Annotated in this window: 25 protein-coding genes; 16 read left to right on the forward strand and 9 right to left on the reverse strand. The window is 35.9% G+C overall.

Annotated features, from left to right (window positions below; translation table 11 throughout):
* Positions 1-12 precede the first annotated feature (12 nt).
* From ACSG5Z_RS14450 to ACSG5Z_RS14465, 4 genes are all read left to right on the forward strand, one after another.
* On the forward strand, positions 13-1626 hold the full coding sequence (locus tag ACSG5Z_RS14450) for a long-chain fatty acid--CoA ligase (protein ID WP_098068990.1): 1614 nt from the start codon (positions 13-15) through the stop codon (positions 1624-1626).
* Between the two features lie 123 nt (positions 1627-1749).
* Positions 1750-2325, forward strand: coding sequence for a biotin transporter BioY (locus ACSG5Z_RS14455; protein ID WP_001093321.1), 576 nt, complete (start codon positions 1750-1752; stop codon positions 2323-2325).
* 65 nt (positions 2326-2390) lie between these two features.
* Positions 2391-3854, forward strand: a complete 1464-nt coding sequence (locus ACSG5Z_RS14460; RefSeq protein ID WP_098146494.1) for an acyl-CoA synthetase — start codon at positions 2391-2393, stop codon at positions 3852-3854.
* Positions 3847-4938, forward strand: coding sequence for an acetyl-CoA C-acyltransferase (locus tag ACSG5Z_RS14465; RefSeq protein WP_097908056.1), 1092 nt, complete (start codon positions 3847-3849; stop codon positions 4936-4938). The genes ACSG5Z_RS14460 and ACSG5Z_RS14465 overlap by 8 nt, the downstream gene beginning before the upstream one ends.
* A 7-nt stretch (positions 4939-4945) precedes the next feature.
* On the opposite strand, the gene ACSG5Z_RS14470 is transcribed toward ACSG5Z_RS14465, so the two are convergent.
* Positions 4946-5527: a DUF6434 domain-containing protein gene (locus tag ACSG5Z_RS14470; RefSeq protein ID WP_097908057.1), complete on the reverse strand. Its 582-nt coding sequence runs from the start codon at positions 5525-5527 to the stop codon at positions 4946-4948.
* Positions 5528-5631: 104 nt separating this feature from the next.
* Here ACSG5Z_RS14470 and ACSG5Z_RS14475 point away from each other — a divergent pair, with 104 nt between their 5' ends.
* Positions 5632-6075, forward strand: a complete 444-nt coding sequence (locus ACSG5Z_RS14475; RefSeq protein ID WP_435711632.1) for an NUDIX hydrolase — start codon at positions 5632-5634, stop codon at positions 6073-6075.
* Between the two features lie 44 nt (positions 6076-6119).
* Here ACSG5Z_RS14475 and ACSG5Z_RS14480 read toward each other — a convergent pair whose 3' ends face one another.
* The gene (locus tag ACSG5Z_RS14480) at positions 6120-7322 is read right to left on the reverse strand and encodes an alanyl-tRNA editing protein (RefSeq protein ID WP_179192173.1); all 1203 of its coding nucleotides are present in this window, start codon (positions 7320-7322) and stop codon (positions 6120-6122) included.
* Between the two features lie 134 nt (positions 7323-7456).
* Here ACSG5Z_RS14480 and ACSG5Z_RS14485 point away from each other — a divergent pair, with 134 nt between their 5' ends.
* Positions 7457-7864, forward strand: a complete 408-nt coding sequence (locus ACSG5Z_RS14485) for a hypothetical protein (RefSeq protein ID WP_137035270.1) — start codon at positions 7457-7459, stop codon at positions 7862-7864.
* A gap of 66 nt (positions 7865-7930) precedes the next feature.
* Positions 7931-9169 carry an MDR family MFS transporter gene (locus ACSG5Z_RS14490; RefSeq protein WP_060487392.1) on the forward strand — a complete coding sequence of 413 codons (1239 nt, stop codon included), beginning with the start codon at positions 7931-7933 and terminating at the stop codon, positions 9167-9169.
* Between the two features lie 92 nt (positions 9170-9261).
* Here the strand turns inward: ACSG5Z_RS14490 and ACSG5Z_RS14495 are convergent, their stop codons facing one another.
* Together ACSG5Z_RS14495 and ACSG5Z_RS14500 are read right to left on the reverse strand one after the other, a co-directional pair.
* Positions 9262-9648: an Hsp20/alpha crystallin family protein gene (locus tag ACSG5Z_RS14495; protein ID WP_048544065.1), complete on the reverse strand. Its 387-nt coding sequence runs from the start codon at positions 9646-9648 to the stop codon at positions 9262-9264.
* A 124-nt stretch (positions 9649-9772) separates the two neighbouring features.
* Positions 9773-9895 carry a small acid-soluble spore protein P gene (locus tag ACSG5Z_RS14500; protein ID WP_000517650.1) on the reverse strand — a complete coding sequence of 41 codons (123 nt, stop codon included), beginning with the start codon at positions 9893-9895 and terminating at the stop codon, positions 9773-9775.
* 121 nt (positions 9896-10016) lie between these two features.
* Here ACSG5Z_RS14500 and ACSG5Z_RS14505 point away from each other — a divergent pair, with 121 nt between their 5' ends.
* Both ACSG5Z_RS14505 and pdaB read left to right on the forward strand, forming a co-directional pair.
* A complete protein-coding gene (locus ACSG5Z_RS14505; RefSeq protein ID WP_001146295.1) occupies positions 10017-10280 on the forward strand; it encodes a hypothetical protein in 264 nt (87 codons plus the stop codon).
* Positions 10281-10326: 46 nt separating this feature from the next.
* Positions 10327-11052 carry a polysaccharide deacetylase family sporulation protein PdaB gene (gene pdaB, locus ACSG5Z_RS14510; protein WP_002008296.1) on the forward strand — a complete coding sequence of 242 codons (726 nt, stop codon included), beginning with the start codon at positions 10327-10329 and terminating at the stop codon, positions 11050-11052.
* 40 nt (positions 11053-11092) lie between these two features.
* On the opposite strand, the gene sspO is transcribed toward pdaB, so the two are convergent.
* Positions 11093-11242 carry a small acid-soluble spore protein SspO gene (gene sspO, locus ACSG5Z_RS14515; protein ID WP_000518053.1) on the reverse strand — a complete coding sequence of 50 codons (150 nt, stop codon included), beginning with the start codon at positions 11240-11242 and terminating at the stop codon, positions 11093-11095.
* 291 nt (positions 11243-11533) lie between these two features.
* On the opposite strand from sspO, the gene acnA reads away from it, so the two are divergent.
* Together acnA and ACSG5Z_RS14525 are read left to right on the forward strand one after the other, a co-directional pair.
* A complete protein-coding gene (acnA, locus tag ACSG5Z_RS14520) occupies positions 11534-14257 on the forward strand; it encodes an aconitate hydratase AcnA (protein ID WP_435711633.1) in 2724 nt (907 codons plus the stop codon).
* 116 nt (positions 14258-14373) lie between these two features.
* On the forward strand, positions 14374-16023 hold the full coding sequence (locus ACSG5Z_RS14525; protein WP_262749896.1) for an ABC transporter ATP-binding protein: 1650 nt from the start codon (positions 14374-14376) through the stop codon (positions 16021-16023).
* A gap of 23 nt (positions 16024-16046) precedes the next feature.
* Here ACSG5Z_RS14525 and ACSG5Z_RS14530 read toward each other — a convergent pair whose 3' ends face one another.
* Positions 16047-16304, reverse strand: coding sequence for a hypothetical protein (locus ACSG5Z_RS14530; RefSeq protein ID WP_046954569.1), 258 nt, complete (start codon positions 16302-16304; stop codon positions 16047-16049).
* A 251-nt stretch (positions 16305-16555) separates the two neighbouring features.
* On the opposite strand from ACSG5Z_RS14530, the gene ACSG5Z_RS14535 reads away from it, so the two are divergent.
* From ACSG5Z_RS14535 to sspN, 4 genes are all read left to right on the forward strand, one after another.
* Complete coding sequence (locus ACSG5Z_RS14535; RefSeq protein WP_000269060.1) at positions 16556-17131, forward strand: TlpA family protein disulfide reductase; 576 nt, start codon at positions 16556-16558, stop codon at positions 17129-17131.
* Between the two features lie 115 nt (positions 17132-17246).
* Positions 17247-18194, forward strand: coding sequence for a 3'-5' exonuclease (locus ACSG5Z_RS14540; RefSeq protein WP_088122827.1), 948 nt, complete (start codon positions 17247-17249; stop codon positions 18192-18194).
* A 141-nt stretch (positions 18195-18335) separates the two neighbouring features.
* The gene (locus ACSG5Z_RS14545) at positions 18336-18479 is read left to right on the forward strand and encodes an FbpB family small basic protein (protein WP_001254698.1); all 144 of its coding nucleotides are present in this window, start codon (positions 18336-18338) and stop codon (positions 18477-18479) included.
* A gap of 43 nt (positions 18480-18522) precedes the next feature.
* Positions 18523-18657 (forward strand): acid-soluble spore protein SspN, encoded by a 135-nt coding sequence (gene sspN / locus ACSG5Z_RS14550; protein ID WP_000527987.1) that lies wholly within the window; start codon positions 18523-18525, stop codon positions 18655-18657.
* Between the two features lie 68 nt (positions 18658-18725).
* Here the strand turns inward: sspN and ACSG5Z_RS14555 are convergent, their stop codons facing one another.
* Positions 18726-20018, reverse strand: a complete 1293-nt coding sequence (locus ACSG5Z_RS14555) for a glycoside hydrolase family 18 protein (RefSeq protein WP_046957740.1) — start codon at positions 20016-20018, stop codon at positions 18726-18728.
* A 109-nt stretch (positions 20019-20127) separates the two neighbouring features.
* Between ACSG5Z_RS14555 and ACSG5Z_RS14560 the strand changes: the two genes are divergently transcribed.
* Positions 20128-20547, forward strand: coding sequence for an acyl-CoA thioesterase (locus tag ACSG5Z_RS14560; protein ID WP_137013124.1), 420 nt, complete (start codon positions 20128-20130; stop codon positions 20545-20547).
* 26 nt (positions 20548-20573) lie between these two features.
* Here the strand turns inward: ACSG5Z_RS14560 and ACSG5Z_RS14565 are convergent, their stop codons facing one another.
* Together ACSG5Z_RS14565 and plsY are read right to left on the reverse strand one after the other, a co-directional pair.
* Positions 20574-20864: a HesB/YadR/YfhF family protein gene (locus tag ACSG5Z_RS14565; RefSeq protein WP_001054448.1), complete on the reverse strand. Its 291-nt coding sequence runs from the start codon at positions 20862-20864 to the stop codon at positions 20574-20576.
* Between the two features lie 108 nt (positions 20865-20972).
* Complete coding sequence (gene plsY / locus ACSG5Z_RS14570) at positions 20973-21569, reverse strand: glycerol-3-phosphate 1-O-acyltransferase PlsY (RefSeq protein WP_000237189.1); 597 nt, start codon at positions 21567-21569, stop codon at positions 20973-20975.
* Positions 21570-21667 lie beyond the last annotated feature (98 nt).

Genomic DNA, 21667 nt, shown 5'->3' on the forward strand with positions numbered 1-21667 from the left:
GATATAACCAATATGATGATGAATGTACCGTTAACAATTAGTTCTATGATGGAAAGAGCAGAAAAACTGTTTTCAAAGAAAGAAATTGTTTCACGGACACATGATACAGTTACGACGTTAACGTATAAGCAGTTAGGTGAAAGGACGAGAAGGCTTTCTAGTGCGTTACAAAAGCTTGGGATTAAAGAAGGCGAGCGTATAGGAACGTTAGCGTGGAATCATCATCGACATGTGGAAGCGTATTTTGCTATTCCTGGTATTGCTTCCGTTTTACACACAATTAATATTCGTTTATCTCCTCAACATATTTCATACATTATTCAGCACGCAGAAGATCGAATTCTACTTATAGATGAAGATCTCGTACCACTTGTTGAAAATATTCAATCACAATTATCAACTGTACAAGCCTACATTATTATGACTGATAAAGATGAACTTCCCAATACTACGCTAGAACCTGTATATCATTATGAAAAGCTATTAGAAGAAGGCGATCCAACTTTCCAATTTGTAAAAGATATTGATGAAAATACACCTGCTGGTATGTGTTATACGTCAGCGACTACAGGAAACCCAAAAGGTGTTGTATATACGCATCGTAGTACTGTATTGCATTGTATGGCACTCGGTTTAGCGGATACAGCTGCTTTATCGGAAAGTGATGCGGCGATGGCAATTGTACCGATGTTCCATGTGAACGCTTGGGGGCTTCCTTTTGCAGCTACTTGGTTTGGAACTAAACAAGTACTGCCAGGACCAATGTTTACTCCAAAAATTTTATTAGAGATGATTCAAGCTGAAAAAGTAACGATAGCAGCAGGTGTGCCGACAATTTGGCTCGGTGTATTACAAGAGTTAGAAAATAATAGTTACGATTTATCTAGTATAACGAGAATATTATGCGGTGGTGCTGCTGCACCGAAAAGCGTTATTAAAGCATTTGAGCAAAAATATAATGTTCCTTTCGTACATGCATATGGTATGACTGAAACAAGCCCACTCGTAACACTTGCACGTTTAAAAAGTTATGAAACAGAATTATCATATGAAGAGCAATTAGAAATCCGCTCAAAACAAGGGTATCTTGTCCCTGGTGTAGAGATGAAAGTAGTTGGTACAAACGGTGAAGTGAAGTGGGATGGTACGGAAATGGGAGAACTATGTTTAAGAGCACCATGGATCGCTGAAAGTTATTATAACGATGAACGTACTGTCGAAGGTTTTCGTGATGGTTGGTTATATACAGGAGATGTCGTTACGGTTGACGAGGAAGGCTGCGTGAAAATTGTTGACCGTACGAAAGATGTTATTAAAAGCGGAGGTGAGTGGATTTCTTCAGTTGACCTTGAAAATGCATTAATGGCACATGATGCTATATTTGAAGCAGCTGTCGTTGCCGTTCCTCATCCGCAGTGGCAAGAGCGACCAATTGCCTGCGTCGTTCAAAAGAAAAATAGTACAGTAACAAAAGAAGAAATATATGAGTTTTTAAAACCACAGTTTGCGAAGTGGTGGTTACCAGATGATATTGTATTTATGGAAGAAATACCGAAAACATCTGTTGGGAAGTTTTTAAAACAGGCGCTTCGTAAAGAACTTGAGCATTTGCATAAAGAGAAATAATTGAAAAAATATTTGTAAACCTATATTTAAAACAAGTTGACAAAGACTAAATAGAAAGATAATATAACTCCTATAATATGTTATCTGAAAATCATTTTAAGTTTACAAATAGGAGAAGCAAATATGAATACAAAAAACTTAGTTTTCGTCGCTTTATTTAGTTCTATTATGGGAGTGTTAGGGTTAATACCTCCAATTGCTCTTGCTATTACACCAGTTCCGATTACATTACAATCACTCGGTGTTATGCTTGCTGGTGGATTGTTAGGGTCACGTCTTGGTGCGTTAAGTCAGCTTATTTTCTTACTTATAGTTGGAGTTGGAGCACCATTACTTGCTGGTGGACGCGGTGGTCCAGGCGTATTTGTTGGGCCAAGTGCAGGATATTTACTTGGTTATATCGTTGGAGCGTTTGTCATTGGTTATTTAATTGAGCGTTTACGTGAAGTTTCTATAATAAAGGTATTATGTATTAATATAATTGGTGGTATTTTCGTAGTTTATGTATTTGGTATTATTGTACAAGCTTTCTTTATGGATGTTTCTATATGGCAGACGATGAAAGTAAGTGCCGTATTTTTACCAGGTGATTGCATAAAAGCGATTATAGCAGCAATTCTTGTAACGAAATTACATCGTTCATTGAAACATATTATTACGCCTGCTCTCAAGAGTGGGAAATATACAAATGCGGGATAAGAAAGAGAAGAAACACGTTCATTGCGTGTTTCTTTTTATTATTTTGTAAAGAAAGGACGTCTCAAATGGGGATTACAAAAGAATATAAAAAGTATGCCTCTTTACAAACAAATAAAATAGCAATAAAGGAAAATGATCGAGTATTAACATTTAAAGAATGGTTTGAGTCAGTATGTAAAGTAGCAAACTGGTTGAATGAAAAAGAATCGCAGAATAAAACAATAGCAATTCTATTAGAAAATAGTATGGAGTTTTTACAACTATTTGCTGGTGCTGCTATGGCCGGATGGGTTTGTGTGCCGTTAGATATAAAGTGGAAACAGGATGAGCTCAAAGAAAGAATTGCGATCAGTAATCCGGCTATGATTGTGACAGAGCGATATAAGGTAAAGGATTTACCGGATGAAGAAGGAAGAGTAATTGAAATTGATGAGTGGAAAAGAATGATAGAGAACTCTCTGCCTGCATATGCCCCTGTAAAAGATGTACAACATGCTCCGTTTTATATGGGATTTACATCAGGATCGACTGGGAAGGCAAAAGCATTTTTACGTGCACAACAATCGTGGGTTCATAGTTTTGATTGCAATATACATGACTTTCATATGAAAAAAGAAGATTCTATTTTAATAGCTGGGACGCTCGTTCATTCTCTTTTTTTATACGGCGCAATAAGTGCATTATATGTAGGGCAAACGGTGCATATTATGAGAAAGTTTATTCCAGATCAAGTACTGGAAAAGTTAGAAACAGAAAATATTTCGGTCATGTATACAGTTCCGACAATGCTAGAATCTTTATATAAAGAAAATAGAGTAATAGAAAATGGGATGAAAATTATTTCGTCAGGAGCGAAATGGGAAGCTGAAGCGAAAGAAAAAATAAAGAGTATATTTCCTTATGCACAAAAATATGAATTTTACGGTGCATCGGAACTAAGTTTTGTAACAGCACTTGTTGATGAAGAGAGCGATAGAAGGCCAAATTCAGTAGGAAAACCTTGTCACAATGTTCAAGTTCGAATATGTAACGAAGCAGGAGAAGGAGTACAGAAAGGCGAGATAGGAACTGTTTATGTGAAAAGTGATCAGTTTTTTATGGGCTACATATTGGATAAGGTTTTAGTTCCAGAGTTGACTACGGATGGCTGGATGACAGTGCGAGATGTAGGTTATGAAGATGAAGAAGGCTTTATATACATAGTGGGTAGAGAGAAGAACATGATTTTATTTGGAGGAATTAATATTTTTCCAGAAGAAATAGAAAGTGTATTACATGAACACCCAGCTGTTGATGAAATAGTTGTAATTGGTGTGAAAGATAGTTACTGGGGTGAAAAACCTGTCGCCATTGTAAAAGGAAGTGCTACGAGGCAACAATTAAAAAGTTTTTGCTTACAACGATTATCCTCGTTTAAAATACCGAAAGAATGGCATTTTGTAGATGAAATACCGTATACAGATAGTGGGAAAATCGCTCGTATTGCAGCAAAAAATATGATTGAAAACCGGGAGAAGATATATGAATAGAGCGGTTATTGTAGAAGCGAAAAGGACACCTATTGGTAAGAAAAATGGGATGTTGAAAGATTATGAAGTTCAGCAATTAGTAACGCCGCTTCTTACGTTTTTAAGTAAAGGGATTGAGAGAGAAATAGCCGATGTCATATTAGGGAATATTGTGGGGCCGGGAGGGAATGTTGCAAGATTATCTGCTTTAGCGGCAGGACTTGGTTATCATATTCCTGGTGTAACGATTGATCGGCAATGTGGTGCCGGATTGGAAGCGATTCGCACCGCATGTCATTTCATTCAAGGCGGCGCAGGTAATTGTTATATTGCAGGAGGAGTAGAGAGTACAAGTACATCAACTTTTCAAAATAGAGCACGATTTTCACCAGAAACAATTGGTGATCCTAATATGGGAGTGGCGGCTGAATATGTTGCAGAGCGTTATAATGTAACGAGAGAAATGCAAGACGAGTATGCTTGCCTTAGTTATAAACGGACACTGCAAGCATTAGAAAATGGATATTTACAAGATGAAATACTTTCTTTTAATGGACCTTTAGATGAGGCTATAAAACGAGAAATGAATTATGAAAGAATGATTAAAAGAACTAAGCCCGCATTTTTACAAAATGGTACAGTAACGGCAGGTAATTCGTGCGGTGTAAATGACGGAGCATGTGCTGTTCTTGTAATGGAAGAGGGGCAAGCCCGAAAACTAGGATACAAGCCTGTTCTTCGTTTCGTCCGCAGTGCTGTAGTTGGAGTGGATCCAAATCTTCCGGGGACTGGTCCGATATTTGCGGTGAACAAATTATTAAACGAAATGAATATGAAAGTAGAGGACATTGATTATTTTGAAATAAATGAAGCATTTGCTTCAAAGGTTGTTGCTTGTGCAAAGGAGTTACAAATTCCTTTCGAAAAATTAAATGTAAATGGTGGTGCAATTGCGCTCGGTCATCCGTACGGTGCATCTGGAGCTATGCTTGTGACACGTTTGTTTTATCAAGCGAAAAGAGAGCATATGAAATATGGAATTGCGACGTTAGGAATTGGTGGTGGAATAGGGCTTGCGCTATTATTTGAGAAAGTAGAAAACTAGAAAGGGACTAGTTTTCTACTTTTTGAGGAACATAAGCATTGCTACCAGGTTTTGCTTTTATTTCATTCCAAGCAGCGATAGCATCAGCTTTTGATTTCCCTTTGTTATTTGGATCTTCGAAAAAGTCGCGAGTGAAACGATTGTATTCAAACTGCGCGCTAATAGTTGTTTTGTATGTAGGATCTTTTTTTCGTTCGTTTTCTTCATACCAAAACGTTAGCGCGTCTTCATATGTTTTTCCGACATTCTCTTTAAAAAACTTTTGAAGAGCTACTGTAAAGCGGAAGTTTGCTCCGATTTTTTCTTTGAAAAAAGCACGAACTTCTTCGCTGCAGCGGTGATTGTTAGTAATAATTGTTTGAAGAGAAAGTTCTTTATAAGAGAGGGAAGCTTTACTCACCTTTTGACGAGAGTTGTTTTTTAATATTTTACCAGTATGTAAATAATGTGAGATACGCTCGGTTATTTCAATCTTAGAGCCACTAGCTGGCAAACCATGCTCACGACAAAATGTTTGGAGTTCTGCTTTTAACCAATAAAAGTTTTGGAAATCTTCAAGTGATATAGACTTTGTTAAAGGTGGACGCATAGATGTAACAACTTCTTTCTTCCATAATTTTCTTTAATTATAAAACGTATGTTCTTTTTGTGGAAGGATTAATTTGTAAATATAACGGGAAGAGGAGATTACATATGGAAAGTGTAATGCAAGTTCGTGTTACGGGAATTTTAATTGAAGATGAAAAAGTATTGCTAGTAAAGCAAAAAGTTGCTAATCGCAATTGGTCTTTACCTGGGGGAAGGGTAGAAAATGGTGAAACGTTAGAAGAAGCGATGATTCGAGAAATGAGAGAAGAAACAGGATTAGAAGTTAAAATTAAGAAGCTACTCTATGTTTGTGATAAACCAGATGCTAGTCCATCTTTATTACATATTACGTTTCTGCTTGAAAGGATTGAAGGTGAAATTACGCTACCTTCTAATGAGTTTGATCATAATCCAATTCAAGATGTGCAAATGGTACCGATTAAAGATTTAAGTCAATATGGTTTTTCGGAAACTTTTATAACTCTTATAAGTGAAGGTTTTGCAAATGCAGGGAGTTATCAAGGCTTGAAACAAAATATAGGCTTGTAAATATAGTTGAAGGATAGCAGTTAGCTATCCTTCATAAACATGTTTTACACTTCTGACTGTAAAGAAGAAACAAGTTGATTTAAAAATTCGTCCCCGGTCATAACCGCTTTTCCGCCGCCGCGAGCACTCTTTTTATTTCCGCCACCTTTTCCTTCAATTGTAGGAAGTGCCTCTTTTAAAAGAGCATTCATATCGAGCGTGACTGTTTTTCCACAAGCGAGGATGCATTGTAGTTTGTCCTCATTTTCAATAACGAAATATGTAATGGCATGCTCTTGTTGTTCTGTAATAATGGCAGAAAGCTTTGCGATTTCTTGCATAGAACGATTTGTAAATACTTTAGAAATAAGTATGCCGGCATGTATTTCCGTAGGCTGTTGAAATAGTTCATTTGCCTCTGCAAATAATAATTTTTCATTCATTGTTTGTATTGCTTTTTCATTTTCTTTTTGAGAAGTAAGAAGTTGTGCTACTTTTGCTGGGATATCACTCTCGCTACTGTTTAATTGTTTAGAAACATCTTTCATAATTTGTAGTTGTTGGCCCATTAAATTTAGTGTGCGCCAACCAGCGATAAACGTTAATCGTATGCCCCCTTTATTGCGCTCCCACCCTAGTACTTGAATAGGACCTACTTCACCTGTACGTTTCGGATGCGTTCCGCCACAGCCGTTGTAGTCGAAGTTCTCAATTATAACAACACGTATATTTTCTGTTATAGTCGGTTCTTTACGAAGAGGTAACGTTTTCGCTTCTTCTAAATTCATCCACAGGGTACGGATTGGATGGTTTTCAAAAACAATTTTGTTTGCAATTTGTATTGCCTTTTCAACTATTTCTGCATGAAGATTTTCTGTTTCTAAATCAATTGTTACCGTTTCTTTACCAAGGTGGAATCCAATCGTAGGTATGTTAAAATGGTCCCAAAAAGCAGCAGATAAAATGTGTTGAGCCGCATGTTGCTGCATATGATCAAAACGGCGCTCCCAATTAATTTTACCTTCTACTTCTTCTGTATGTAATTGTTCGGTAATGAAGTGGCGGATTTCGTCATTGACTTCTTTAACATCGAGTACAGCAATTCCATTTAAAGTTCCAGTATCATGGGGCTGCCCGCCACCTGTCGGATAAAATGCTGTTTCATTTAAAACAACGTATAAGTTACCGTCTTTATCATAATCTTGCTTTATGACTTTCGTAGTAAAGTCTTTTTTATAAGCGTCAGTGTAATATAATTTTTGCTCCAATTTTCTTTCCCCTTTCCTGTTCACTAGTTTCATTGTAAAGCAATCGAAATTAGTTTCCTAATATTTCAGAAGAAAGAAACTATTTTTAGAATTTTCTTGCTATAATAAGAAGAAAATGCGGGGGTGGAATGAATATGTTATATGAAAACGGCGTAGATAAACTGCTTAGTTTAAGCAAAAATATTTCTGAATTGTATCGAGAATTAAATGAAATGACCCGGATTTTAACGGATTGTAATCGAGAAAGTGTGAAGTTTGATCGGTTATATGTAAAAGAGGTACTGTGGAAGAAAGAAGATGTAATAGAGAAATATGATCAGCTGCTTGTGCAACTTTGTATAAATGAATGCTTTGATTTAAAAAGTGTCATTACAGGGGAGTATAAGTATACATATGAAGAAGTAGAAAATATCGTTTTACAATTTAATGAGAAGTATAATGTCGTAATTTTAATTAAAGATGTTTGTAAAGAATTACAGTTTACATATGGCATAGATATGGAAATAACGAGAACAGCTCGGGTATCAACAGCTCAAGTATAAAAAGGGAAAAGAAAGCAGATCCTTTGCTTTCTTTTTTTTGTAAGAACAGGGAGAGTAGGTTTAACGATGAAAGGGAAGTTACAAAATATTCATCCGTTAGGAATGACAATTATAATAGGGACTTTATTTGCGAGGTTCGCCACGTCAATGAGTATTCCTTTTTTAGCAATTTATTTAACGACTGTTAAAGGTGTATCAGCTGGAATGACGGGTGCTATTATCGGAACGAGTGCACTTGTTGGAGTGTTTGCTAGTTTTATCGGAGGGAATTTATCGGATCGATTCGGCCGAAACATGATTATAATATGGTCCATGATCGTTTGGGTGTTTGTATTTATAGGTTTTTCATTTGCAAATCATGTTCTAAGTTTCTTTTTATTAAATGCTTTGAATGGATTATGTCGGTCTTTTTTTGAACCGACGTCAAGAGCATTATTATCAGATTTAACGAAACCAGAGTATCGTTTACTCGTATATAATTTGCGTTACGGTGCAATCAATGTTGGAGTAGCGATTGGCCCACTTGTCGGATTACAGATTGGAAGTGCAAAATCTACAATTCCTTTTTTAGTAGCAGCTGGAGTATATATTCTATATACAGCTATATTAGCATTCCAATTTAAGAAGTATCCAATTGAAAAAAAGAAAGTAAATACAGAAAAGCCTGTCACAATGTTAAATGCAGTTCGTATATTGCGAAAGGATGTCGTATTTTTAGTTGCTTTAGTCGGTATTATTTTGAGTAATTGTGGCTTTTCACACTTAACGACAACAGTATCTCAATATTTTGCGAATTCACATATATTTCAGGATGGAGTGACATTGTTTTCGTATATGTTAGCTTTAAATGCGATTGTTGTAGTCGTAATTCAATACCCTGTTATTCAAATATGTAAAAAGTATACACCGTTAACATCAATTATGGTTGGAACTTTATTTGTGAGCGGGGGGTTGTTTGGATTTGGAATAGCAGAATCTATGCTAGGTGCTGCTATTTGTACAATTATTTTTACAGTTGGAGAAGTTTTAATGTTTTCCATGACGGATGTATTTATTGATGATATAGCTGTTTCACATTTAAAAGGAACATATTTTGGAGCAATGGGATTTTCAGGGATTGGAGCAGTAATTGGTCCATGGTTTGGAGGAGTGCTTCTCGATTACTACGGGTATCAAAATGGGTTTGTAGTATTTTCAGCACTAGCTATATTTTCAACTGTAGCATTTCCTGTACTTGTAGTTACAAAAGGTTTATTGAAAAAAAGATATGATAGAAATTGTAATTTAGAATTAGATGCGAAATAAAATAAGCCCCAGCAGATGACTGGGGCTTATTTTTGTATTTATCCCGCTATTTGCGGGCAGTAAGAACCCATTGATTAAAGCTTTACTTTATTTTAATTCTCAATTTGAAAAAGAACTTTTTCTTCATGTTTATTAGCAACTTCATTTTTGGAAATATGAATGGCTAAATATCCATTCTCTAAGCAGGCTAGCATCTTTTTATAAATAATAGTAGCGGGTAAAGGGATGATCCGCTGCAAAGAAATATTTTTATGAAGTATGCAAATATTTAGGCCTGTCTCCATCTTTTTAATAACTACATTTTGTTCGGATACATTTGGTACATCTGTTTCCAAAATGTATTCTTGTTCAGTTTCACAAAGGTCAATATGAATTTGATTTGGGAAACTAAAGTTACTACAAGAATCAGAACAAAATTGATCCATCCATTCTTCGAAACCATCAACATGAAAAAGACAATCCTTCTTTTTCTTGCCCATGTAAGACACCCTCCGTAAAATCTCAATTCATACTATGTTATGCATGAATGAAGTAGGGGTGAAGAATAAATGGAAAAATATAAACATTGTATGTGGCAAAGGTAGCTAGTGTGAGCCTTTTGTTTTACATATCATGATGTGCATGATTTTTTTGGCGTGAATGGTTACGGTTTTTTACTTTATGAGATCCGCTTAATGGTTCAGGTTGTCCCTTTTTTTCTTTCGCTTCACGATTGTTTTTTCCCATTGTATGTGACACCTCCTCTTTCTCTTTAGAATGAGAGAAGTTTGCAAATTTATACGAGAATGTTTTTAGAAAAAAAGGTAAAGATAAATGGGACTAACTATTATGGAAAGGGGATTATATAATGCCATATCATAAAGATAAACAACAAGCTTTTCAAGCAGCGCAGCAAGGAGTTACACAAGCAGAAAACGCATTTAATAACATTGTAAAAAATGATCCAAACTACGGTCATGATTTAAAAGAGTTACGCCAAGAGGTTCAGGAAGCGTATGAACAAATTCAAAATGCGTTAGAGGTAGCTTCAGAAACACAACGCCCACAACTTGAGCAATACGAAAATAATCTCCAAAACATTATGCGAAATGTAGATCAATTAGAAAAGTAAATGAGATTGTTGTGTATTCGACAACCTTATTACTTTGACGAACGTTATGCTAAAACAGAAGATTTTTCTATTCGTTTTTTGTTTATTATGCGCATTACATATATTTCAAGTTGAAAAAGTGGAAGCGAAAATGTTGCTCAGAAAAGAGCTAGAACCAACTGGCTATGTAACGTGGGAAGTACCTAATAATGAAAAGATTATTGCCATTACATTTGATGATGGCCCAGATCCAACTTATACACCGCAAGTTTTACATTTATTACGTCAATATAAAGCAGAAGCAACATTTTTTATGATTGGATTTCGAGTTCAGCGTAATCCATATTTAGTGAAACAAGTGTTAAAAGAGGGACATGAAATTGGAAATCATACGATGAATCATTTATATGCGAGTAATTCATCGGATGAAAAATTAGAAAATGATATTTTAGATGGAAAGAAATTTTTCGAAAAATGGGTGAAAGAACCTTTACTATTCCGTCCACCTGGCGGATATATTAACGATGCTGTATTTAAAACAGCGAAAGAAGCAGGTTATCAAACTGTTCTATGGTCGTGGCATCAAGACCCGCGTGATTGGGCAAATCCAGGGGTTGAATCCATTGTAAATCATGTAGTAAAAAATGCTAAAAGTGGAGATATCGTATTGTTACATGATGGAGGAAATGATCGTAGTCAAACAGTAGCAGCATTAGCAAAAATTTTACCTGAGCTGAAAAAACAAGGATATCGATTTGTAACGGTTTCAGAATTACTACGTTATAAACATTAGAAAAAATCCCAAAAGGAAATGGACCTTTTGGGATTTTTCGTTACTGGTTCTTTTTACGTTTTTTATTATTTTGTCGCTCTGCTGGAGTTAAAGGCTCGTTTGCAAATTCTTCATTATAACCAGCACCTTGTCCTTGTGCAGATGCCGCATTCATTCCTGAAATAGTATGATTTGCTTTTCTTTTACCCATTTTATTTCACCTCTATAACTTTTTTTGTATGTTGAATGATGAGCAGTTCATAGTATGTATGAACTGTAAGTAAAGCACTAATAGAGCACTTTACTTTATGGTAATAGTATTCATAAGGAGCGTGAACACTATTCAAATTTAGAAACATAAAGAAAACTTATGATAATCTATAAGTTTCTTATTATTTACTTATTTAGAAAGTTGTAATAAGATATTATCGTAAGGTATTGAAAAGTTTGTCTACATTTTATATTCAGACAACTTAGTCACGTTTAACAGGGGGGAAACATAATGGTCAAACATAATCCATTTCAATCACGTGCAACTTTTGAATTAGATGGAAAAACGTATCATTATTATAATTTGAAAGCGCTTGAAAACGCAGGGGTTGGCAACGTATCTCAATTACCATATTCCGTGAAAGTTTTACTTGAATCAGTACTTCGTCAAGTAGACGGACGTGTAATTACAGAAGAGCATGTTACAAATTTAGCGAAATGGGGAACGAAAGATGTGCAAGATATCGATGTTCCATTTAAACCATCTCGTGTAATTTTACAAGATTTCACTGGTGTACCAGCTGTTGTAGATTTGGCTTCGCTTCGTAAAGCAATGGCAGATATGGGCGGGGATCCTGATAAAATTAATCCAGAAATTACTGTAGACCTTGTAATTGACCACTCTGTACAGGTTGATAGAGCGGGTACGGCAGACGCGCTTGCATTCAACATGGACTTAGAGTTTAAACGTAATGAAGAACGTTATAAATTTTTAAGCTGGGCACAAAAATCATTTGATAACTATCGCGCAGTGCCACCAGCTACAGGTATTGTACACCAAGTAAACCTTGAATATTTAGCACCAGTTGTTCATGCTGTGAAAAATGCTGAAGGTGACTTAGTTGCATACCCAGATTCATTAGTTGGAACAGACTCACATACAACAATGATTAACGGTATCGGCGTTCTTGGATGGGGCGTTGGTGGTATAGAAGCGGAAGCAGGAATGCTTGGACAGCCTTCATACTTCCCAGTACCTGAAGTAATCGGTGTGAAATTAACTGGTACACTTCCAAGTGGTACTACAGCAACTGACGTTGCATTAAAAGTAACACAAGTATTACGTCAAAAAGGTGTAGTTGGTAAATTCGTTGAGTTCTTCGGTAATGGACTAAAGAGCATGCCTTTAGCTGACCGTGCAACAATTTCAAACATGGCACCAGAATACGGTGCAACTTGTGGATTCTTCCCAATTGACGATATTTCATTAGAATACTTACGTTTAACAGGTAGAGATGAAGAGCAAATTCGCATTGTTGAAGAATACTGTAAAGCAAATGGTTTATTCTATACAGCAGACAGCAAAGATCCAATTTACACTGATCTTGTTGAAATTGATTTAAATACAATCGAATCTAACCTTTCTGGACCGAAACGCCCACAAGATTTAATTCCACTTTCAGATATGAAAGATGCGTTCCATAAAGCTGTTGTAGCACCAGTTGGAACACAAGGACTTGGATTTAATGAGCAAGAGTTCGATAAAGAAGTGAAGGTTACATTAGAAGATAAAGAAGTAACGATGAAAACAGGTGCAATTGCAATCGCTGCAATTACAAGCTGTACAAATACATCAAACCCATACGTATTAATTGGGGCAGGTCTAGTTGCGAAGAAAGCAATTGAAAAAGGGCTTGTAGTACCTGAGTACGTAAAAACATCATTAGCACCAGGATCTAAAGTTGTTACTGAATACTTAGATAAATCAGGTTTAACAACATATTTAGATCAATTAGGTTTCCAAACAGTTGGTTACGGTTGTACGACTTGTATCGGTAACTCTGGTCCGTTAGCAGAGGAATTAGAAGAAGCAATCGCAGCAAACGATTTATTAGTAACATCTGTTTTATCTGGTAACCGTAACTTTGAAGGTCGTATTCATCCACTTGTAAAAGCAAACTACTTAGCATCACCACCACTTGTTGTGGCATATGCACTTGCAGGTACTGTTGATATTGACCTGAAAAATGATGCAATCGGTAAAGATGCAAATGGCAATGCTGTTTACTTCAAGGACATTTGGCCATCAGCTAAAGAAATTGAAGATGTAGTTCAAAACGTTGTTACATCTGAACTGTTCAAGAAAGAATATGCACAAGTATTTAACAGCAATGAGCGCTGGAATGAAATCCAAACTTCAAATGAAGCTTTATATACTTGGGATAATGATTCAACTTATATTCAAAACCCACCGTTCTTTGAAGGATTATCTAAAGAGCCAGGTGAAGTTGAAACGTTATCAGATTTACGCATAGTTGGTAAATTTGGAGACTCTGTAACGACAGACCATATTTCACCAGCAGGTTCAATTGGTAAGCATACACCAGCAGGACGCTACTTATTAGAAAACGGCGTACAACCTGTTGACTTTAACTCTTACGGTTCTCGTCGTGGTAACCACGAAGTTATGATGCGTGGTACATTCGCGAACATCCGTATTAAAAACCAAATCGCACCAGGAACAGAAGGCGGATACACAACATATTGGCCAACTGGTGAAGTAACATCAATCTATGATGCTGCTATGAAATATAAAGAAGATGGCACAGGCCTTCTAGTTATTGCTGGTAAAGATTACGGTATGGGAAGTTCTCGTGACTGGGCTGCGAAAGGTACAAACTTATTAGGTATTAAAGCGGTAATCGCAGAAAGCTTCGAACGTATTCACCGTAGTAACTTAGTATTAATGGGTGTATTACCACTTCAATTTAAAGATGGCGAAAGCGCTGAAACGTTAGGTCTTGTTGGTAACGAGTCATTTGAAATTCAAATTGACAAAACAGTTAGACCACGCGATCTTGTAAAAGTAGTTGCAACTGATGCAGATGGCAACGAAAAACAATTTGAAGTAGTAGCTCGTTTCGATAGTGAAGTAGAAATTGACTACTACCGTCACGGTGGTATTCTGCAAATGGTTCTTCGTGAGAAAATTGAAGAGTCTAAAGTGTCAAACTAAATAATTGAAATGAACGATAAGGAAGCTAACAACTGTTAGCTTCCTTATTTTATGGAAAGGGATGAAACCATTTGGTTTCATCCCTTTCTTTTTACTATAAAAATGGAGGGAACATCATGAAAGAATATAAAAGAATATTGTTACCGTTACAGAAAGAAAAATTATTAGTAATAGCAGCTGTATGTAGTGGATGCTTTGCTGCTATTTTAAATTTATCTCGTCCACTATTCATGGGATTAATTGTAGATAACCTTATTCAACGAGAGTTAAAGGAGGTGTATCTTTACATTACTTTGTTTGCAGCTAGCCGCTTGTTGATGTGGGTGAACAATCTTTCATTTGATTATGTAAGTTCAAAAGCGAGTCAGCGAATATTACGAGAGAAGCGTATAGATGTATTGCGTCATTTCTTCTCATTACCGTTTGAAGAGAGTGAGAAGATTAAGGGAGGAGAGTTAGAGACATTAGTTGTGTCTGATATTCCGAACTGGGTCAGATTATATGGATCTATATTAATAGAATATATACATGCTATTGCCCAATTTATTGGCGCAATCATAGCACTACAACATATAGATATAAAGTTCATATTGTGGGTAGCTCCGTTTTTATTTTTAAGTGCAACGGTTCCGATGTTGATGGGGAAAAAGGTAAGAAATATCGCCAGCATTGCTCAAAGAAATCAATCAAGTGTTGTAGAGATGGTGTCACAGTTTGTAAAAGGAGCACAAGATTTACGTAGTTTGCAAAAAGAAAAATGGGCCATTCGCTTATTTAAGGGAGTAACGGCACAATCTTATAAAACAGAAGTAAAGAAGACGATGATGCAACATTGCATTGGAGTAGTTGGAACCGTGATTGAAACAGGGGCATATATCGTTGTTCTCATTATAGGCGTGCAGAAAATAATGAAGGGGGAAATGGAAGTTGGTTCAATTGTTGCCGTGTTAGCCACAATTGAAATGCTCTTTTTTCCAGTCCGCTACGTTGGCGATTTATTAATGATGACACAAGTTGCAGTTGCTTCGGCAAATAGAGTTTTTTCCTTTTTAGATAAACGAGTGGCAAATAGTAAGGTGGAAAAAGCGATGGGGATAACGGTAACAAATGTTTCATTTCAGGAGAGTAATGAAGAGAAATGCAGAATTCATAATATTGATTTGCAAATTAATCCTGGTGAACTCGTTATGATTGTAGGAGAAAGTGGTGCAGGAAAGACGACACTTTTAAAATTAATGATAGGGTTGTATAAACCATCTAACGGTAACATTGTTTATTATGGTAATGTGGCTCGTATGACGACAGTGTGGCAAGAACCTCGTTTCTTTCGGACGACAGTAAAAGAGAATATGTATTTCGGGGGAAAGTATCTAGAAAATCAGTTAGAAAAAAATATGGAACTTGTAAATGTGAAACCGATTATTAGTGATTTACCTAGGGGGATTGAAACTGTACTACATAAAAGCGGGGAAGAGTTTTCTGGAGGGGAAAGAAAACGTCTTGCATTATTACGCGCTATTGGTTCAAATCCGAATCTTATTATTTTAGATGAACCGACTGCGGGATTAGATCCGGGCAATCAAGAAACTGTTTGGAATATGATAGAAGGATTAGGAAGAGGGGTCACGAGAATTGTGGCAACACATGATGTAGAGAAAGCGATACTAGCAGATCGTGTTGTTATAATGAGAGAAGGAAGTATTGTTGCATGTGGAAGTCCTGAAAAATTAATAAATAGTCATTCGTTTTTACAGAGATATGAATAAAGATAAGAGCACTGCTCTTATCTTTATTCAGCATCATTTATTTGATACTCGATAGATTCGGAGTGATTCAGATCAACGTTAAAAGTAGCAGTCATAAGGAAAGTTGCAATTCCGAGAATTAAGAAAAGGACGAATGAGACTAGAGAGACGTAGAGACAAATACGCCCTACTTTCTTTTTTTCAAGATCTTTACTAAAGAGTGAAATGATCCATGTAATAATGCCGATTGGGTATAAAAGAAAACTAAGAATATATAATGTTGTTTTTTCGAATGAATTCATAAACAATCCCCCTTTTGTTGAAGGTTATATAACTACGAGAGTAAATAGGTAAGTGGGTCAATAAGAAGATAAAACACCTCATCTGTTTTTCTAATTATATGATAAAAAGGAAAAAACTTCACTTTAAATAAGAATATTCTAATTATTTTGACTGTGAATATTTCCAAGCTTGTCCGTATAAGCTAAAATAAGGTATATAGTATTTGGGTAATTAGGTTAATAAGAAGATAAATACGTTAGGGTGATATAAAATGTGGCGGAAGCTTACGATTATTGTAGTGTTACTTTGTTTAGCGGGATATGCAGCTTATGAACAGTTTGGTAAAAAAGACCAGGCGGTACAAGGGGAGCAAGAAAAAAGTGAAGCTGCTATGAAAGAGATGATTGCAAGTAATGGTATCGAAATAGGGAAGAGTGCGCCAAACTTTGAATTAACGAAGTTAGATGGAACGAATGTAAAGTTATCAGATTTGAAAGGAAAGAAAGTGATTTTAAACTTTTGGGCAACTTGGTGTGGACCTTGCCAGCAAGAAATGCCGGATATGGAGGCTTTCTATAAAGAACATAAAGAAAATGTAGAAATTTTAGCAATAAATTATACGCCTTCAGAAAAGGGCGGGGGAGTAGAAAAGGTAAGCAATTTTGCAAAAGAAAAAGGAATTACTTTTCCTATTTTATTGGACAAGAACATTGATGTGACAACAGCGTATAAAGTAATTACGATTCCAACTTCGTATTTTATAGATACGAAAGGTGTCATTCAAGATAAGTTTATTGGACCGATGACGCAAAAAGAGATGGAGAAACGGATTGCTAAATTAAAATAATGGTGAAAAGGTAGAGGTGGAAAGTTACCATTTCTGCCTTTTCTTTTTCACGTAGTGATAGCAGCATGTTATGATAAAAGAAATATAAACGTTTAGAGGTAAAGGAGTGTTTGGAGTGGGGAATATATCCTTACCGTTAGATTATGTTGTAATTGATTTTGAAACAACAGGATTTAACCCTTATAATGATAAAATTATTCAAGTAGCAGCAGTGAAATATCGTAATCATGAACTAGTAGATCAATTTGTTTCCTATGTGAATCCAGAGCGTTCAATTCCGGACCGAATAACGAGTTTAACAGGTATTACAAATTATCGTGTTTCAGATGCACCGACGATTGAAGAAGTATTACCTTTATTTTTAGCATTTTTACATACAAATGTTATTGTCGCTCATAATGCATCTTTTGATATGCGTTTTTTAAAAAGTAATGTAAATATGCTTGGGCTGCCTGAACCTCAAAATAAAGTAATTGATACTGTGTTTTTAGCGAAGAAATATATGAAGCACGCACCTAATCATAAACTTGAAACGTTAAAGCGAATGCTTGGCATTCGTTTAAGTTCTCATAATGCATTTGATGATTGTATTACTTGTGCAGCTGTTTATCAAAAATGTGCATCTATTGAAGAAGAAACAAACAGGAAATCGAATACAGAAGTACTTGATGAAACAGTAGTATATGAAGCAGTAAAAAAGATACTTGTACGAAATAAACGTGATATCGAATGGATTCGTTGTATGAATGTAGGAAGCTATTTAGATATAAAAGCTTTTTATCCAGTTATGAGAGTAAAAGTAAAAGGGCGAAAGAAATACGTATTAACAGAGATATTAGAAGATGATGTGAAAGAAATATGTACGAGTTTAAATTGTGAACCCGCGTTAAAAAGTGAAGTTGGTAATACGAGAATTATGCTTAATAGCTTAGAGGATGTCCTGAAATTAGAAAGTTATATTTTAGGACAGTATGATTTCGTACTGCAAGCGCTAAGTGAGTATAAACAAAGTGAAATGAATGCAGATGAAAAGCTAAAAGAATATTTAAATATAATGGTATAAAAAACTCCGTGTACAAGAAGTTGTGCACGGAGTTTTTTTAGGAGTACTAAAACATAAAATTTTCTTACAAATCTGATTAAAGAGTTTTTCATTTGCTCATACTATGTATAGTAAGAATGCGAAGGAGAGAGGGTGAACAGCATGAGAAGAAGTCGCCGTAAATCATTTGACGAACTTGTGAAAGAAAATAAACAACAATTATTAAGTGATCGTGATGCAATCGATCGCATTGAAGAGCGTATTGAAAAACGTTATGAAATGCAACTTTTTAAGCAAGCTGAATAATTCTTAACACTAGTACGATACTAGTGTTAAGGAGGCGATAGTAATGGGTAATCCGAAAAAGAATTCAAAAGACTTTGCACCGAATCATATTGGAACACAATCAAAAAAAGCTGGTGGCAATAAAGGAAAGCAAATGCAAGACCAAACAGGCAAACAACCGATTGTTGATAACGGTTAAAAAAGAGAGAATGTTGTCATTCTTCTTTTTGTGACGGATTTTTAATAGTCAAAAAGGGCTGACTTATGTCAGCCCTTTTTCGTAATCGTAAAATTTTCAACGAGTAAACGCCAATTTTGCGGGAATGGTAAGCCAATCTTCCAGTAACTAATACCGCCTATACCTTGTTCTTTCATTAAATTGAATTTGCTTTGAACAGACCGTGAATCTTCAAACCAAACTTCGTGTTGAACACCATTTTCATCAAAATAATTAAAATGAGGAGCTTGAGCTGTGAAATCATAGCGGATGGGGACATTGTATTTACGAGCTAGTGCGACAGCTGCGACAGAGCTAATTGCTTTTGCAGGCGGATTGCCTTGTTTGAACGGAAGTTTCCAATCGAATCCGTATAAGTTTTGCCCCATCATAATTTTTTGGGGAGGCATTTGAGATTTTGCATATTGAAGTACTTCTTTTACAGGACCGATAGGAGAAATAGCCATCGGTGGCCCGCCTTGCCAACCCCAGTCATATGTCATAATGACGACGAAATCAACAATTTGCCCTTGTGCTTTATAATCGTGAGCTTCGAAAAATTTTCCCTTTTGATTTGAACTTGTTTTCGGTACAAGCGTTGTACTCAATGTGTATCCGTTAGGTAAGCGTGTTTTTACATTTCGTAAAAAACGATTATACGCTTCGCGATCTTCAGGTGCTATACTCTCGAAATCAAAATGAATGTCTCGCATACCGTACTTCTCAGCTGTTTGTAAAATGTTAGTAATAAATTTGTTTTGAATCGATGCATCGCGTAAAATAACCGATGTCAGATCGGCACTGAAATTTCCATTTTCAATATTTGTAATAACGAGCATCGGGATGGTTTTGCCTTGCGTTGCAATATTAGCGATTTTAGCTGTTTCAGTTGGTTCTTTTAACGTACCATCTCTTTTTGCCTCGAAACTGAAGTAAGCCAAATATGTTAAAAATGGATTAATGGCACGCGTAGCGTTAACCAAACTTTCTTTTATTGGTATTGTTGAAGGTTGTAAATAAGCGATGGATTCTACTGCGCGTTTTGTGCCTTTTGGTATATATAATTGCTGTCCAACATGGAGAATGGATTTTAAAGATAAGTTATTAACCTTAGCTAAACTAGCGAGAGGTACGTTATATGTTTGAGAGATGCGATATAGGCTATCGCCAGGCTGTACATAATAATTATTCCCTTTCGTATTAACGATTAGTGCCTGACCTACAACGAGTGTTTCAGCTGGATTTAGTCCATTGTCCTTTACTATTTCGTCAGGTGTTGATCCGTACTTTGATGCCAAGCTATATACGCTATCACCGCTACGAACAGTTACAATTTGAATCATATGCTTGCTCCTTTCAGTAAAAGATTCACTGTTTTTATTTTATTTTTGATGTCACTGTATTATGATTAAATGTATGCAAGGTAGCAGAAGTGAAAGAAGGCGAATACATATGTTTGTAGCAGAACATGAAGTTGAAATCCGTTATGCGGAAACAGATCAAATGGGTGTTGTTTACCATTCAAACTATTTGGTGTGGCTTGAACTAGGTCGCACGAAACTTATACAAGATTTAGGATTTTCATATGTTGAAATGGAGAAAGAGGGAATTATTTCTCCTGTGTTAGATTTGCAAATTTCATATCGTAAAGCGATGCGTTACGGAGAAAAAGCAATTGTGAAAACGTGGATTGATACTGTTAGTCCGCTTCGCGTTGTATATGGTTATGAAATATATAACGGTGAAGGTGAACTTTGCATTACTGCAAGTACGACGAATATTTGCGCGAAAAAAGAAGGGTTCAGGCCTGTATCATTTAAAAAGTTATATCCAGATTGGTATGCGAAATATGAGGAAATTAAGAAAAAATAAAAAAGCGTGGCAGAAGCCACGCTTTTTTATTTTTCATAATTAAATTGCGGGAAATCATCACCGTCGTTAAATGTAACAGCTAAATTATGTCCATCGAAGAACCACTCATCATCGCCTTCAATAAAGAAGTTAATACCTTCTTCTTGAGTTTGAACAGCAGGATGTGCAGGATCATCTTTACGAATACCTAAAGAAAGTCCTTTTTGCACAGTACTGCAACCGCCGTATTGTACGAAAAGGCGTAGTGTTTCACCCGATTGTAAGTTTAATTCGTTTTTATACCATTGTGCTGCTTCTTTTGTTACGGAAAGATTCATGTATAGTTCCTCCAAATTATGTTGCTTTTTCTTTAGTATAAAAAATAACGCAAAAAGACGCTATTAATATGCTTCACGTTTTCTTTTTGCGTTATGTGGGTTACGATCTTATTTTTGCTTTTTTGAAAAGTTTGCTTTCGGTTCAGTTTTATTTATAATTCGTCCGATATTTGCACGGTGTTTATAAATAACCATACCTGCTAATAAACACATCGCAATAATGAAGATTTTATCCCCGCTAACAATGGATGCAATAACAGCAACGACGGCTGTTACCATAGAAGAAAGTGATACGTATCTTGTTGTAAATAAAAGGCTGAAAAAGACAACAGCTAATATTGCAAAAACAACTGGAGAGTAGCATAATAGCACGCCAGCAGAAGTTGCAACAGCTTTACCACCACGGAATTTCGCGAAAATCGGATACACATGTCCAAGAACAGCTGCTAATCCGAACCATAGTGGGTGAACATCTAAACCGAAAATAATCGGTAGACTTGTTGCTAATGTACCTTTTAAAATGTCAGCAATTGTAACGATAAAACCTGCTTTTTTCCCTAGTGTGCGGAATGTATTTGTTCCGCCTAGATTACCGCTTCCGTGCTCACGAATATCGATTCCGTAGCCGATTTTTCCAACGACTAGTGCGAATGGAATCGAGCCAAGTAAGTAGGCAACGATAAATAAAAGATATGTAATAACCATAAGTTCAGTCTCCTTTATTCAAATGTGTTGATAAAGGGTAAAAAGAGTTTTTCCCGTATATTGTACCATACATTTGTAAAGAGCACATTTCTTTTTTG

The organism is Bacillus pretiosus, assembly GCF_051294775.1.
GTDB lineage: Bacteria > Bacillota > Bacilli > Bacillales > Bacillaceae_G > Bacillus_A > Bacillus_A wiedmannii.